Source organism: Pseudomonas sp. GM18, assembly GCF_000282195.1.
Classification (GTDB): domain Bacteria; phylum Pseudomonadota; class Gammaproteobacteria; order Pseudomonadales; family Pseudomonadaceae; genus Aquipseudomonas.
Window position 1 is genome coordinate 102,703 of the sequence record NZ_AKJT01000040.1, and the last position, 14,041, is coordinate 116,743.

The following is a 14,041-nucleotide window of genomic DNA, read 5'->3' on the forward strand; positions in this document are numbered from 1 at the left end:
CATGAAACGACATCTGGTGCTGGGTGCAGTGGTGCTGATCGGGCTGACTGGCTATGCCTCGGACCTGTTCGCTGACGATAAAACGGCGGTGAAGGCGTTCGACACGGTGCAGAAGGTGTTCCAGAGCCCCCGTTGTCAGAACTGCCATATCCCCGGCGATTCGCCTTTACAGTTCGATGCCGGCAATCCTCACTCGATGAGGGTGGTTCGCGGGATGGATGGCAAAGGGGCGGCCGGTCTGCCGTGTGCCAGTTGCCATGCCGAAAGCAATCCGCCCGCCAGTTATGGGCCTCACGCACCGCCCGGAGCGCCGCATTGGAGCCTGCCGTCGGCCGCGCACAAAATGGCCTGGATCGGTCTGCCGCCCGACAGGTTGTGCGCGATGATCAAGGACCGTTCCAGCAATGGCGATCGTGATTTTGCGGCACTGATCAAACATGTCAGCGAGGACAAACTGGTGCTCTGGGGCTGGCATCCGGGTGAGGGACGGGCGCCGGTGCCGGTGCCCCACGACATCTTCGTCACCCAGTTCAAACTCTGGGCGGACGCTGGAGGGCCGTGTCCGGTGGCGGGTAGCTGACCAGCGGCGCGTTTACAGGGAGTCAAACCGGGTGTGAACGACTCTAACGTTCATACCCATCAAGGGAGTGAGTAATGCTAACCCCAGACAAACCGCTCAAACCCGGCGCTGGCACACCGAACGTCCTCGACAGCGCCGTGCAGGATCGCGATGTACTGCGCGACCTGGCGCGCAAGGCCGAGCAAGAACTGATGGGCGTGCAAATGGCGAGCATGGATGAGTTGACGCTGCTCTCCAATCGTCATGGCTTCGAGGCTCTCGCCCAATTGGCGCTGGAGGCCTGTCGACAGTTGGGCCAACCTGCGACCCTGTTGTTTTTCGATCTTGACGACTTCAAGCGCATCAACCGGTTGTATGGGCGTGCCGAGGGCGACAACGCCCTGAAAACCTTTGCCGACGTGCTGCGCATCGCTTTTCGTGAAAGCGATGTGATCGGTCGGCTGGGCAGCGATGAGTTTGCTGCCTTGTTGACCGGCGCCCACACGGTGGAGATTGCCGCGATCAGGGCGCGCCTCGAAGAAATACTCGATGAGCGTAATGCCACGGTGCATCGTGGCTATGACATTCGCTTCAGTGTCGGCCAGATCGAGTTTGATGTTCAGCTACCCCAAACGGCGCAAGACCTGCTGGCTCTGGTCGATAAGGCGTTGCGCGCCCGACAGTTCGATGCTCGTCATTCTTGAATGGCGCCTTGCAAAACCGCTGCAACGTACTCGGCCGTTCGTAACAGCCGACCATCCTCTCTGAACCTTCCGATCATCTGTAGCCCGACAGGCAACATGGCTTGGCCGGGCCGCAGCGGGATGTTCAGTTGCGGCAAGCCAAACGCCCCCCAAAACTTGATGAAGTCCGACGGCCCGGTGCTTTCCAGGCCGACCGGCGCGACCATCCCGCAAGAGGCGCCGAGCATCGCGTCGAAGGGTTGGCAAAGCTCGCTCAAGCGTGGGGCAAGATCGGCCAGGCGCGCCTTGGCAGCGGATTCCTGTTGCCAGGTTGTGGTTGCCGCTCGCTCGAACATGGCCAGGGTCGAAGGGCTCAATTGTGTTCGGTGTTGTTGAAACTCCTTCGCCAGCGAGCGGGCACCTTCGCAATCGTTAATCAACTGATGATCGTCGAACACACCGGCAAACTCATCCGGCAGCCGTACTTCGCTCACGTGATGGCCGGCGCTGCGCAGCTGATCCACCGCCTGTTCCAGGGCGAGGGCAACGTCGGGGTCCACTTGATCCCAGCGTGACGTGCGGCAGAACCCCAATTGCAGTGGACGCCGCTCGATGTCAGGCACCGCGAACCCGGGAATCAACACGCGCGCTACCAGGTGCAGGTCGCGCACTGACTGTCCATACCAACCCACGGTGTCGAAGCTCGGCGCCAACGGTTTTACCCCTTCCAGCGATACCAGCCCCAGCGATGGTTTGAAGGCGAAGAGGCCGCAGTAGGATGCCGGCTTGAGCAACGAGCCAGCTGTCTGGGTGCCCAGCGCCAGGGCAAAGAAACCCGCTGCCATCCCGGCCGCCGAGCCGGCGCTGGAGCTGCCCGGCGTGCGGGTGAGATCGTGGGGATTGCGGGTTGGACCGGTGTGCATGTACGCAAACTCGGTGGTATGGGTCTTGCCCATGATCAGCGCCCCGGCCTGGCGCAGCAGCGTCACGACGTGGGCGTCCCGAGAGGGTTGATGGTCGGTATAAATGGGCGAAAAGAACTGTGTGGGGTAGGCCGCGGTGTCGAAAATATCCTTGATGCCCACGGGGACGCCGGCCAGCAGGCCCCGGCTGTTGTGCTGCGCCGCATCGGCGCGTACCTGCCGGGCGTCGAACGAGACAAAAGCCTGGATATCCGGCTCCTGCGCCTGAATGCGCTCAAGAAAGGTTTCGGCGATGATGGCGGCGGTGGTCTCGCCATTGACCACCGCTTCACTGAGGGTGGTGGCGTCAAGGGGGAGGCGGATCATTTGGCAAACAACTGATCGATATTTTTGAACGCCTTGAACTCCAAGGCATTGCCGCAGGGATCGAAGAGAAACATCGTGGCTTGTTCGCCCACCAATCCCTGAAACCGGATACCCGGCTCGATCACGAAGTGTGTACCCAGGGCTTTCAGGCGTTCGGCCAGCGCCTCCCATTCTTCCATCGGCAAGACCACACCGAAATGCGGCACCGGTACGTCATGGCCATCCACGGCGTTGGTATGGGCGGCTTCCTGAGAAGCGTTTTTCGGGGCCAGATGAATCACCAGTTGATGGCCGAAAAAGTTGAAATCGACCCATTGATCGCTGGAGCGACCTTCTTCCAGGCCGAACACCTCACCATAGAAACGCCGGGTAGCGTCCAGGTCGTAAACCGGGATGGCCAAATGAAAAGGGGACAGTTGCATCGGATGTGCCTCGACGGATTGAGAGTTGAGGCTGAGTTTAGTCCTGTGCTTTTTGATTGAAAGACGATAGTTTTTGCAGCGAGCTCAAATTATTTCGATCAATTGGGGAGCCGTATGCTGCGGGAACTGAAAACCTTCATTGCCGTGACGCGCCATGGCACGTTCGCTGCGGCAGGCATGCACATCGGCCTGACTCAGTCGGCGGTCAGCGCGCAGATCCGCAATCTGGAGCAGGCGTTGGGCATCCGTCTGTTCGATCGCACCGGGCGTCAGGCGCTCCTCAATGCGGCGGGGCAGCGAGCGTTGCCGATGGCTCAGGAAATGCTCGAGATCTTCAGTCGCATGGCCGTCAGTGATGACATCAGCGAGTTTCGTGGCGAATTGAAGATTGGCGCGGTGGCCACCGTCCAGACCGGGTTGTTGCCTCGGGCCCTGGTGCGACTCAGGCAACAGGCGCCATTGCTGGAGGCGAAACTGGTACCGGGGGTATCCCTGAACCTGCTGAGCCAGGTGGACACTGGCGAAGTGGACCTGGCGATTCTGATCAAGCCGCCGTTTGAATTACCCAAGGAATTATCGGTGCAAGTCATTCGCCGGGAGCCGTTTGTGCTGATCGTGCCGGCAGACCTTGAAGGGGACGACCCGCTGCAGTTACTCGCCAACCACCCCCACGTACGCTACGACCGCAATTCATTTGGTGGGCGATTGGTGACGCGGTTTTTGCGCGAGCAGCAGATTGACGTGCAGGTGGCTCTGGAGCTGGATGAGCTGGAGGCCATTGTCAAAATGGTGGAATGCGGGCTGGGTGTTTCGCTATTGCCCGAGGCGGGGCTGTGGCTTGAGCATGGGGCGAAGGTCCGGATCATCCCGCTGGGAGAGCTGACGTTCTACCGGGAGATCGTGCTGTTGCAGCGTTATAGCCAGCGTACACAGCCGATCCAGCAGTTGTTTGCCCGGTGTCTGGTTTGAAGATCTTTTTTGAAGCCATAAAAAAACCCGCCTGAAGAGGCGGGTTTTTTAACGGCTAACCGAAGATCACTCTTCGATGTTGCCCATGGCGGTGGTGTTGAAACCGCCGTCTACGTACATGATTTCGCCGCTGATGCCGGACGCCAGGTCCGAGCACAGGAAGGCGCCGGCGTTGCCGACTTCTTCGATGGTGACGTTACGACGCAGCGGAGTTTGCGCTTCGTTGGCGGCCAGCATTTTGCGGAAGTTCTTGATGCCGGAAGCGGCGAGGGTGCGGATCGGGCCAGCCGATACGCAGTTCACGCGGGTACCGTCCGGGCCCAGGGAGCCGGCCAGGTAACGCACGCCAGCTTCCAGGGAAGCCTTGGCCATGCCCATTACGTTGTAGTTAGGCATGGTGCGCTCGGCGCCCAGGTACGACAGGGTCAGCAGGCTGCCATTGCGGCCTTTCATCATTTCGCGACCAGCCTTGGCCAGGGCCACGAAGCTGTAGGCGCTGATGTCGTGAGCGATGCGGAAACCTTCACGGGTGGTGGCTTCGGTGAAGTCGCCGTCCAGTTGGTCGCCCGGGGCGAAGCCGACGGAGTGCACGATGCAGTCCAGGCCGTCCCACTTCTTGCTCAACTCTTCGAAGACCTTGGCGATTTCGGCATCGCTGGCCACGTCGCACGGGAAGCACAGCTCAGGGCTCGAACCCCAGCCTTGTGCGAACTCTTCGACACGACCCTTGAGTTTGTCGTTCTGATAAGTGAAGGCAAGCTCAGCGCCCTCGCGATGCATGGCGGCAGCGATGCCGGATGCGATGGACAGCTTGCTGGCGACACCGACGATCAGTACGCGCTTACCGGCGAGAAAACCCATGTGTTGCTCCTCTCTTTCAGGTTTATTGCGCAGTGGCTGGTGCCAGAAAAGCGGCTTCCAGCAACTGCTGTGTATACGGATGTTGGGGGGCGGCAAAAATACTTTGCGCGTCTCCCTGTTCGACCACTTGGCCATGCTTGACCACCATCAGCTGGTGGCTCAGCGCTTTGACGACAGCCAGGTCATGGCTGATAAACAGATACGTCAGGTTGTACTTGGTTTGCAGTGAACGTAGCAGCTCCACCACTTGGCGTTGCACGGTGCGGTCGAGGGCCGAAGTCGGCTCGTCCAGCAGAATCAACGCCGGTTTTAGCACTAAAGCCCGGGCAATGGCGATTCTCTGCCGCTGCCCACCGGAAAATTCATGGGGGTAGCGGTGCCGGGTTTCCGGATCCAGACCTACCTCCTTGAGTGCCGCAATAATCGCTTGTTCCTGCTCGGCCTCGGTGCCCATCTTGTGGATCCGCAGGCCTTCGCCGACGATCTGGCTCACGCACATCCGTGGGCTCAGGCTGCCGAAGGGGTCCTGGAACACCACCTGCATTTCCCGCCGCAGCGGCCGAACCTGTTGCTGCGTCAGGCAGTCTAGCTGCTTGCCTTCAAAACGGATCGCACCTTTGCTACCGATCAGCCGCAAAATCGCCAGACCGAGCGTCGACTTGCCGGAACCGCTTTCTCCCACAATCCCCAGGGTCTGGCCCTGGGGCAGGCTGAAATTGATGCCGTCCACCGCTTTGATGTGGTCGACGGTCTTTTTCAGAAAGCCTTTCTTGATCGGGAACCAGACTTTCAGGTCCTCGACCTGCAGCAATGGCGGGCCAATTACATTGGTCGCCGGCTTGCCGCTGGGCTCCGCTGCCAGCAGTTCCCGGGTGTACGGATGCTGCGGCGCGCGGAACAATTCTTCGCACGATGCCTGTTCGACGATGCAACCGCGCTGCATGACACATACGCGATGCGCAATTCTTCGTACAAGGTTCAAATCGTGACTGATCAGTAACAACGCCATGCCCAGGCGGGCCTGCAATTGCTTGAGCAATTCGAGGATTTTCAGCTGGACAGTCACGTCCAGCGCGGTGGTCGGTTCGTCGGCGATCAACAGTTCCGGTTCGTTGGCCAGGGCCATGGCGATCATCACCCGCTGGCGTTGGCCACCGGACAATTCGTGGGGCAGGGCCTTGAGACGTTTCTCGGGTTCCGGGATGCCGACCATCTCCAGCAGTTCCAGCGTGCGCTTGGTCGCGACTTTGCCGGTCAGGCCCTTGTGGATGCCCAATACTTCGTTGATCTGCTTCTCGATCGAGTGCAGTGGATTGAGCGAGGTCATCGGCTCTTGAAAGATCATCGCTATCCGGTTGCCGCGGATGTGGCGGATGGTTTTCTCTTTCAGCTCCAACAGGTTCCGCTCGGAATAGGTGATGGTGCCGGACGGATGCCGGGCCAACGGGTAGGGCAGCAGCCGCAGGATCGAGTGGGCGGTCACCGATTTGCCGGAGCCGCTTTCACCCACCAGCGCCAGGGTTTCGCCGCGCTTGATGTCGAAGCTGACGCCCTCGACCACCCGCTGAACGCGCTCGCCAACGACAAATTCGACGGCCAGGTCGCGCACTTCGATCAGATTGTCCTGATTCATTTCACTTCCTCGGGTCGAAGGCATCGCGAGCGGACTCGCCGATAAACACCAGCAGGCTCAACATCAGCGCCAGCACCGCAAACGCACTCATACCGAGCCACGGCGCTTGCAGGTTGGATTTGCCCTGCGCTACCAGTTCACCCAGGGACGGCGCGCCCGGCGGCAGACCGAAGCCCAGGAAGTCGAGGGCGGTCAGCGTGCCGATGGCGCCGGTCAGGATGAACGGCATGAAGGTCATGGTCGAGACCATGGCGTTGGGCAAAATGTGGCGGAACATGATCGCACCATTCTGCATGCCCAGCGCCCGGGCCGCGCGCACGTATTCCAGATTCCGCCCGCGCAGGAACTCGGCGCGCACCACATCCACCAGGCTCATCCACGAAAACAGCAGCATGATCCCCAGCAGCCACCAGAAGTTCGGCTGCACGAAACTGGCGAGGATGATCAGCAGGTACAGCACCGGCAGCCCGGACCAGATCTCCAGGAAACGCTGCCCGGCCAGGTCGACCCAGCCGCCATAAAAGCCCTGCAAGGCGCCGGCGATCACGCCGATGATCGAGCTGAGGATGGTCAGCGTCAAAGCGAACAGCACCGAAATCCGGAAGCCGTAAATCACCCGGGCCAGCACATCGCGGCCCTGGTCGTCAGTGCCCAGCAGGTTGTCGGTGGACGGCGGCGCGGGAGCCGGGACTTTCAAGTCGTAGTTGATGCTCTGGTAGCTGTAGGGGATCGGCGCCCATACCACCCAGGCGTCCTTGGCCTTGAGCAGTTCGCGGATGTACGGGCTCTTGTAGTTGGCTTCCAGCGGGAATTCGCCGCCGAACGCGGTTTCCGGATAGCGCTTGAGCGCCGGGAAATACCAGGCGTTGTCGTAATGCACCACCAGCGGTTTGTCGTTGGCGATCAGCTCGGCGCCGAGGCTTGCGCCGAACAGAATCAGAAACAGCCACAACGACCACCAGCCACGCTTGTTGGCCTTGAACAGTTCGAAACGTCGGCGATTGAGAGGGGACAGGTTCATCTCAATGCTCCCGGCTTTCGAAGTCGATGCGCGGATCGACAAGGGTGTACGTGAGGTCGCCGATCAGCTTCAGCACCAGCCCCAGCAGCGTGAAGATGAACAGGGTGCCGAAGACGATCGGGTAATCGCGGTTGATCGCCGCTTCGAAACTCATCAGGCCGAGGCCGTCGAGGGAGAAGATCACTTCCACCAGCAATGAGCCGGTGAAGAAGATGCCGATGAGCGCTGAAGGGAAACCGGCGATCACCAGCAGCATGGCGTTGCGAAACACATGGCCGTAGAGCACGCGGTGACGGGTCAGGCCCTTGGCTTTGGCGGTAACTACGTATTGTTTGTTGATTTCGTCGAGGAAGCTGTTTTTGGTCAGCAGCGTCATGGTCGCGAAGTGGCCGATCACCAGGGCGGTGACCGGCAGGGCCAGGTGCCAGAAGTAATCGAGGATCTTGCCGCCGGTGCTGAGTTCATTGAAGTTGTTCGAGGTCAGGCCCCGTAGCGGGAACCAGTCGAAATAGCTGCCGCCGGCGAACACCACAATCAGCAGGATGGCGAACAGGAACGCCGGGATCGCGTAGCCGACAATGATCGCCGAACTGGTCCACACATCGAAGTGGCTGCCGTGTCGCGTCGCCTTGGCGATCCCCAACGGGATCGACACCAGGTACATGATCAGCGTGCTCCACAGCCCGAGGGAGATCGACACCGGCATCTTTTCCTTGATCAGGTCGATGACCTTGGCGTCGCGGAAGAAGCTGTCGCCGAAATCCAGGGTGGCGTAGTTCTTGATCATGATCCACAAGCGTTCCGGCGCCGATTTGTCGAAGCCGTACATGTGCTCGATTTCCTTGACCAGCGCCGGGTCCAGGCCTTGCGCCCCACGATAGGCCGAGCCGGCCACCGACACTTCGGCTCCGCCACCGGCAATGCGGCTGGTGGCGCCTTCGAAGCCTTCGAGCTTGGCGATCATCTGTTCCACCGGCCCGCCGGGGGCGGCCTGGATGATCACGAAGTTGATCAGCAAAATGCCGAGCAGGGTGGGAATGATCAGCAGCAGTCGCCGAAAAATATACGCCAGCATCTGATTACTCCGTGCCCGCAGGGTCGGCTTGCAGTTTGGTTTCGACTTCTATCGCAGGTGTCGCGTCGGGCTTGACCCACCAGGTGTTGATGCCGATGTCATATTTGGGCGAGACCTTCGGGTGACCGATGTGGTTCCAGTACGCCACGCGCCAGGTCTTGATGTGCCAGTTGGGGATCACGTAATAGCCCCATTGCAGCACCCGGTCCAGCGCTCGGGCGTGGGCCACCAGGCTTTTGCGCGAATCGGCGTTGATCAGTTGCTCGACCAGTTGGTCCACCACCGGGTCTTTCAGGCCCATGGAGTTGCGGCTGCCGGGTTTGTCGGCGGCGGCGGTCATCCAGAACTCACGCTGTTCGTTACCCGGTGAGTTGGATTGCGGGAAACTGCCGACGATCATGTCGAAGTCCCGGGAGCGTACGCGGTTGATGTATTGCGAAACGTCGACCCGACGGATCACCAGGTCGATGCCCAGGTCGCTGAGGTTGCGCTTGAACGGCAGCAGGACCCGCTCGAACTCGGTCTGGGCCAGCAGGAACTCGATGGTCACCGGTTTGCCGTTGGCGTCGACCATTTTGTCGTCGACGATCCGCCAGCCGGCCTCTTGCAGCAGTTGATAGGCCTGGCGTTGCTGGGTGCGGATCATGCCGCTGGCGTCGGTCAGCGGGTTCTGGAACGCCTCGCTGAACACCTGCTCGGGAATCTTGCCGCGGAACGGGTCGAGGATCGCCAATTGATCGGCGTCCGGCAGGCCGGTGGCGGCCATTTCCGAGTTTTCGAAGTAACTGCGGGTACGCACGTAGGCGCCGTTGAACAGTTGCTTGTTGGTCCACTCGAAGTCCAGCAACAGGGTCAACGCCTGGCGCACACGCACATCCTGGAACACCGGACGACGCAGGTTGAACACGAAGCCTTGCATGCCGGTGGGGTTGCCGTTGGGGATCTCTTCCTTGAACAGCCGTCCTTCGGTGACCGCCGGAATGTTGTAGGCCTTGGCCCAGTTTTTCGCGGACATTTCCAGCCAGTAGTCGAACTGACCGGCCTTGAGCGCTTCCTGCGCAACAGTGTTGTCGCGGTAATAGTCTGTGGTCATCACATCGAAGTTGTAGAACCCGCGATTGACCGGCAGGTCCTTGCCCCAGTAATCCTTGACCCGTTCATAGCGCACCGAACGCCCGGCCTTCACTTCGCTGACCTTGTACGGGCCGCTGCCCAGCGGCAGTTCCAGGTTGCCCTTGTTAAAGTCGCGGCTGGCCCACCAATGCTTGGGCAATACCGGCAGTTGGCCAAGAATCAGTGGCAGTTCGCGGTTGTTGTTGTGCTTGAACTTGAACAGTACGGTGAGCGGGTTTTCGGCGATCGCTTCTTCCACGTCGCTGTAATAGCCGCGATAAAGCGGGGCGCCATCCTTGATCAGGGTCTGGAAACTGAACACCACGTCTTCGGCGCGCACCGGGTGGCCGTCGTGGAAACGTGCTTCGGGGCGCAGATAGAAGCGCACCCAACTGTTGTCCGGGGCTTTCTCGATCTTGCCGGCGATCAGGCCATATTCAGTGAAGGGTTCATCCAGCCCCTGTTTGGCCAGGGTGTCGTAGATCATGCCGATGTCATCGGCCGGCACGCCTTTGCTGATGAACGGGTTGAGACTGTCGAAGCCACCGAAGCCGGCCTGACGGAAGATCCCGCCTTTGGGCGCATCGGGGTTTACGTAATCGAAGTGCTTGAAGTCGGCCGGGTATTTCGGCGGCTCGTTGTACAGGGTCAGGGCATGTTGCGGGGCGGCGCAGGCCAGCCCGGCGAACAACAGACCGCTGGCCTGCAAGAGCAGGGCGCGTAAGGGAGTCATTGATCTTTCTCCGAAGATTTCAGCCACCACGCGCTCAGGCCCAGGGTGTAGGGCGGCGTAGTGACGAAGGCGAACCGGTTGCGGTAGGCCAAACGGTGATAATTGAGGTACCAGTTGGGAATGATGTAGTGCTGCCACAGCAGCACCCGGTCGAGCGCCTTGCCGGCGGCGACTTGTTCATCCCGGGTCTGGGCGGCGAGCAGTTGTTCGAGCAAATGGTCGACCACCGGGTCGGCGATGCCTGCGTAGTTCTTGCTTCCCTTGATCCCGACCTGGCTGGAGTGGAAGTACTGCCATTGCTCCAGGCCCGGGCTGAGGGTCTGGTTGAGGGTCATCAGGATCATGTCGAAATCGAATTGATCGAGGCGCTGTTTGTACTGGGCGCGATCGACTGTGCGCAGCCGTGCGTCGATGCCGATGCTGGCGAGGTTCTCGACGTAAGGCTGAAGGATCCGTTCCAGATTCGGGTTGACCAGCAGGATCTCGAAGCGCAGCGGTTGGCCGATGGCGTTCTGTAGCCGCTGGCCATTGAGCTTCCAGCCGGCCTCGGCGAGCAGGCCCAAGGCCTTGCGCATGGTTTCCCGTGGAATGCCGCGGCCTTCGGTCTGCGGCAGGCTGAACGGTTCGGTGAGCAGCTTGGCGGGCAACTGATCGCGATAGGGCTTGAGCAACAGCCACTCGTGTCCGACCGGCAGTCCGGTGGCGGAGAACTCGCTGTTGGGGTAGTAACTCATGGCGCGTGTGTAGGCGCCGCTGAATAGCGTGCGGTTGGTCCACTCGAAATCGAACATCAGCCCCAGCGCTTCACGGACCTTGATCTCGGCGAAGGTCGACCGCCGAGTGTTCATGAACAGGCCCTGGCTCTGGGTCGGGATCTGGTGCGGGATCTGCGCCTTGATCACCTCGCCACGGCGCACGGCCGGGAAGTCGTAGCCATTGTCCCAGTTCTTCGCCTGATGCTCGATGTAGATGTCGAACTCGCCGGCCTTGAACGCTTCGAAGGCCACGTCGCTGTCACGGTAGAACTCGACTTCCATGCGATCGACGTTGTACTTGCCGCGATTGACCGGCAGGTCCTTGCCCCAGTAATCCTTGACCCGTTCGAAGACGATCTGCCGCCCAGGGGTTACTGAAGTGATGCGATACGGCCCACTGCCCAATGGCGGCTCGAAGGTGGTGGCCTTGAAGTCGCGGTCTTTCCAGTAATGCTGGGGCAGCACCGGCAACTCGCCCAGGCGCAGGATCAGCAACGGATTGCCGGAACGTTTGAAGACGAAGCGAATGCGCTGCGGGTTGAGGATGTCGACCCGCGACACTTCCTGCAGGTTGGTGCGGTATTGCGGATGACCTTCCTTGAGCAGCAGGCGATAGGAGAACGCGACATCGTAAGCGGTGATCGGCGTGCCATCGTGGAAGCGCGCTTCGGGGCGCAGGTTGAACACCACCCAGCTGCGGTCCTCGCTGTATTCCACCGATTGGGCGATCAGGCCATAACTGGACGTCGGCTCATCGCCGGACGGTGCGTACTGGCCGGTGCCGACCATCAGCGGTTCGTTGAGTTCGTTGATGCCGTATTGCAGGAAGTTGGCGGTCGAAACCGGGCTCGAACCTTTGAAGGTGTAAGGGTTGAGCGTATCGAAGGTGCCAAACGCCATCACCCGCAACGTACCGCCCTTGGGCGCTTGCGGGTTGACCCAGTCGAAGTGGGTAAATCTGGCCGGGTACTTGAGCGTGCCGAACTGCGCATAACCATGGCTTTCGCTGATCGTCGCGCTTGCGGAGGAGCTCAAGGCCAGGCTGATCAGGAGAAGGAGGAGGGGACGCTTCAAGTCAGAGATCCGATCCAGGCGGCTTGGGCTTTGTGGGCCGTACAGTAACAGCTTGTATCGACAGGAAAAAGACGGGGGCTTAATGCGTTGTTAATTGCGAGGTGATGGTCCGGCGGATCGCAGAACCTGTGGCGAGGGAGCTTGCCTGTGGCGAGGGGGCTTGCCCCCGTTCGGCTGCGCAGCAGTCGTAAATCCTGCCGATACGGTGGATCGGAAGAAAATGCCGGGGCCGCTTCGCGACCCAACGGGGGCAAGCCCCCTCGCCACAGCAAGCTCCCTCGCCACAAAAGCCCCTCGACAGGGCGTGCTGTTTAATGCGGGGAAGAAACCGTCAGCATCTGACCCGGCTTCAACGCCTGGCCTACTCGAGGGTTCCAGCGCTTGAGGTGTTGCATTTCGACATTGAAACGTTTGGCAACCATATACAACGAGTCGCCTTGCTGGACCTTGTACTGGGTCTGCGGCTTCTGTTTGTCTGCCTTGCTGCTGGTTTTGCTATTCGCCGCCACGACAGTGTTGATGCGACCGCCGCTGCGCTTGGTGGTGTCCTGCATCACCAGGGTCTGGCCGACCTTGAGGTTTTTGCCGTTCAGCTTGTTCCAGCGTTGCAGGTCCTTGACCTCGACCTTGTTGGCCTTGGCAATGGAGGCCAGATTTTCGCCGCGTTTGACCCGGTAGGCGCGCTTGATGCTGGCGATTTCGCTGTCGTCGGCACCTTCGAACACCGGCTTGAGCGGCCGCTGGCTGATCAGCTCCTCAGGACGCATGGTCGACAGGCTGGCGGTCAGCAGTTGCGCCTTGGACGTCGGCACCAGCAGATGCTGCGGGCCGTCGACGGTGGTGCGTTGCTTGAAGGCCGGGTTGAGCTGGAACAGCTCGTCTTCGTCGATGTTGGCCACCGCGGCTACCTTGGACAGGTCCATGCGCTGGTTGATTTCGACGACCTGGAAGTACGGTTCGTTGGCGATCGTCTTGAGGTTCACGCCATAGGCATCGGGCGCCAACACCACTTGCGACAGAGCCAGCAGTTTCGGCACATAGGCCTGGGTTTCCGCTGGCAGCGGCAGGTTCCAGTAGTCGGTCGGCAGACCCAGTCGTTCGTTGCGTTCGATGGCCCGGCTGACCGTGCCTTCACCGGCGTTATAGGCCGCCAGGGCCAGCAGCCAGTCGCCGTTGAACATGTCGTGCAGGCGGGTCAGGTAATCCATGGCCGCGGTGGTCGAGGCGGTGATATCGCGACGGCCATCGTAGAAACGGGTTTGACGCAGGTTGAAGTAACGCCCGGTGGAGGGGATGAATTGCCAAAGACCCACCGCGTCGGCCCGGGAATAGGCCATCGGGTTGTAGGCGCTTTCAATCACCGGCAACAGCGCCAGTTCCAGCGGCATGTTGCGTTCTTCAAGGCGTTCGACGATGTAGTGAATGTAGAGGCTGCCGCGTTCGCCGGCGCTTTCGAGAAAGGACGGGTTACTGGCGAACCACAGGCGCTGTTGCTCGATGCGCGGGTTGACGCCCAGGTTGTCCTGCAACTGGAAGCCCTGGCGCATGCGCTCCCAGACGTCCTGGGGAACTTGCGGTGTTGGTTTTTCGCTGAGCCAGATCGGTTTTTGCTTGGCTCGCGCGGCGATATTCGGTGTGTGTGTCGCTTCGGTCTGTGGCACATGGCTTGAACAGCCCGCCAAAGTGGCGGACACAGCCACCGCGATGGCTTGAGCCAAGCGGGTCAATGCGTCTGAATTGATGGCTTTACGAATAGGTGACGACATTGGCTGGAAGTAAGTTCCGGGCGAAAATGTCGGGCGATTCTAGAAAGCACACCCCCTGCGGTCAACCATTCAGAATTTTTGTACCATC

At 60.4% G+C, this 14,041-nt stretch carries 12 protein-coding genes; 3 read left to right on the plus strand and 9 right to left on the minus strand.

The window, feature by feature from the left end; translation table 11 throughout:
* Position 1 precedes the first annotated feature (1 nt).
* Together PMI21_RS15860 and PMI21_RS15855 are read left to right on the plus strand one after the other, a co-directional pair.
* Positions 2 to 580 (plus strand): hypothetical protein, encoded by a 579-nt coding sequence (locus tag PMI21_RS15860; protein WP_007937753.1) that lies wholly within the window; start codon positions 2 to 4, stop codon positions 578 to 580.
* A gap of 74 nt (positions 581 to 654) precedes the next feature.
* On the plus strand, positions 655 to 1,263 hold the full coding sequence (locus tag PMI21_RS15855) for a GGDEF domain-containing protein (protein WP_007937754.1): 609 nt from the start codon (positions 655 to 657) through the stop codon (positions 1,261 to 1,263).
* Here the strand turns inward: PMI21_RS15855 and PMI21_RS15850 are convergent.
* Together PMI21_RS15850 and PMI21_RS15845 are read right to left on the minus strand one after the other, a co-directional pair.
* Complete coding sequence (locus PMI21_RS15850; protein ID WP_007937755.1) at positions 1,254 to 2,531, minus strand: amidase; 1,278 nt, start codon at positions 2,529 to 2,531, stop codon at positions 1,254 to 1,256. The two genes, PMI21_RS15855 and PMI21_RS15850, sit on opposite strands and share 10 nt — an antisense overlap.
* Complete coding sequence (locus PMI21_RS15845; RefSeq protein ID WP_007937757.1) at positions 2,528 to 2,953, minus strand: VOC family protein; 426 nt, start codon at positions 2,951 to 2,953, stop codon at positions 2,528 to 2,530. Before PMI21_RS15845 ends, PMI21_RS15850 begins: the two co-directional genes overlap by 4 nt.
* A 114-nt stretch (positions 2,954 to 3,067) precedes the next feature.
* Here PMI21_RS15845 and PMI21_RS15840 point away from each other — a divergent pair, with 114 nt between their 5' ends.
* Complete coding sequence (locus PMI21_RS15840) at positions 3,068 to 3,922, plus strand: LysR family transcriptional regulator (RefSeq protein WP_007937759.1); 855 nt, start codon at positions 3,068 to 3,070, stop codon at positions 3,920 to 3,922.
* Between the two features lie 66 nt (positions 3,923 to 3,988).
* Here the strand turns inward: PMI21_RS15840 and fabI are convergent, their stop codons facing one another.
* From fabI to PMI21_RS15805, 7 genes are all read right to left on the minus strand, one after another.
* The gene (fabI, locus tag PMI21_RS15835; RefSeq protein WP_007937760.1) at positions 3,989 to 4,783 is read right to left on the minus strand and encodes an enoyl-ACP reductase FabI; all 795 of its coding nucleotides are present in this window, start codon (positions 4,781 to 4,783) and stop codon (positions 3,989 to 3,991) included.
* Between the two features lie 22 nt (positions 4,784 to 4,805).
* Positions 4,806 to 6,416 carry an ABC transporter ATP-binding protein gene (locus PMI21_RS15830; protein ID WP_007937761.1) on the minus strand — a complete coding sequence of 537 codons (1,611 nt, stop codon included), beginning with the start codon at positions 6,414 to 6,416 and terminating at the stop codon, positions 4,806 to 4,808.
* Between the two features lies 1 nt (position 6,417).
* Positions 6,418 to 7,437: an ABC transporter permease gene (locus tag PMI21_RS15825; protein WP_007937762.1), complete on the minus strand. Its 1,020-nt coding sequence runs from the start codon at positions 7,435 to 7,437 to the stop codon at positions 6,418 to 6,420.
* Position 7,438: 1 nt separating this feature from the next.
* Positions 7,439 to 8,512: a microcin C ABC transporter permease YejB gene (locus PMI21_RS15820; protein WP_007937763.1), complete on the minus strand. Its 1,074-nt coding sequence runs from the start codon at positions 8,510 to 8,512 to the stop codon at positions 7,439 to 7,441.
* Positions 8,513 to 8,516: 4 nt separating this feature from the next.
* Complete coding sequence (locus tag PMI21_RS15815) at positions 8,517 to 10,358, minus strand: extracellular solute-binding protein (RefSeq protein ID WP_007937764.1); 1,842 nt, start codon at positions 10,356 to 10,358, stop codon at positions 8,517 to 8,519.
* Positions 10,355 to 12,163, minus strand: a complete 1,809-nt coding sequence (locus PMI21_RS15810) for an extracellular solute-binding protein (protein WP_443200764.1) — start codon at positions 12,161 to 12,163, stop codon at positions 10,355 to 10,357. Before PMI21_RS15810 ends, PMI21_RS15815 begins: the two co-directional genes overlap by 4 nt.
* A 335-nt stretch (positions 12,164 to 12,498) precedes the next feature.
* A complete protein-coding gene (locus PMI21_RS15805; RefSeq protein WP_007937766.1) occupies positions 12,499 to 13,953 on the minus strand; it encodes a transglycosylase SLT domain-containing protein in 1,455 nt (484 codons plus the stop codon).
* Positions 13,954 to 14,041: the final 88 nt, after the last annotated feature.

Excerpts from the sequence above, each read along its gene's own strand:
- PMI21_RS15805 (WP_007937766.1), bottom strand. The coding sequence starts at position 13,953 with ATGTCGTCACCTATTCGTAAAGCCATCAATTCAGACGCATTGACCCGC.
- PMI21_RS15820 (WP_007937763.1), bottom strand. The coding sequence starts at position 8,512 with ATGCTGGCGTATATTTTTCGGCGACTGCTGCTGATCATTCCCACCCTG.
- PMI21_RS15815 (WP_007937764.1), bottom strand. The coding sequence starts at position 10,358 with ATGACTCCCTTACGCGCCCTGCTCTTGCAGGCCAGCGGTCTGTTGTTC.
- PMI21_RS15860 (WP_007937753.1), top strand. The coding sequence starts at position 2 with ATGAAACGACATCTGGTGCTGGGTGCAGTGGTGCTGATCGGGCTGACT.
- PMI21_RS15850 (WP_007937755.1), bottom strand. The coding sequence starts at position 2,531 with ATGATCCGCCTCCCCCTTGACGCCACCACCCTCAGTGAAGCGGTGGTC.
- PMI21_RS15840 (WP_007937759.1), top strand. The coding sequence starts at position 3,068 with ATGCTGCGGGAACTGAAAACCTTCATTGCCGTGACGCGCCATGGCACG.
- PMI21_RS15845 (WP_007937757.1), bottom strand. The coding sequence starts at position 2,953 with ATGCAACTGTCCCCTTTTCATTTGGCCATCCCGGTTTACGACCTGGAC.
- PMI21_RS15855 (WP_007937754.1), top strand. The coding sequence starts at position 655 with ATGCTAACCCCAGACAAACCGCTCAAACCCGGCGCTGGCACACCGAAC.
- PMI21_RS15830 (WP_007937761.1), bottom strand. The coding sequence starts at position 6,416 with ATGAATCAGGACAATCTGATCGAAGTGCGCGACCTGGCCGTCGAATTT.
- fabI (WP_007937760.1), bottom strand. The coding sequence starts at position 4,783 with ATGGGTTTTCTCGCCGGTAAGCGCGTACTGATCGTCGGTGTCGCCAGC.
- PMI21_RS15825 (WP_007937762.1), bottom strand. The coding sequence starts at position 7,437 with ATGAACCTGTCCCCTCTCAATCGCCGACGTTTCGAACTGTTCAAGGCC.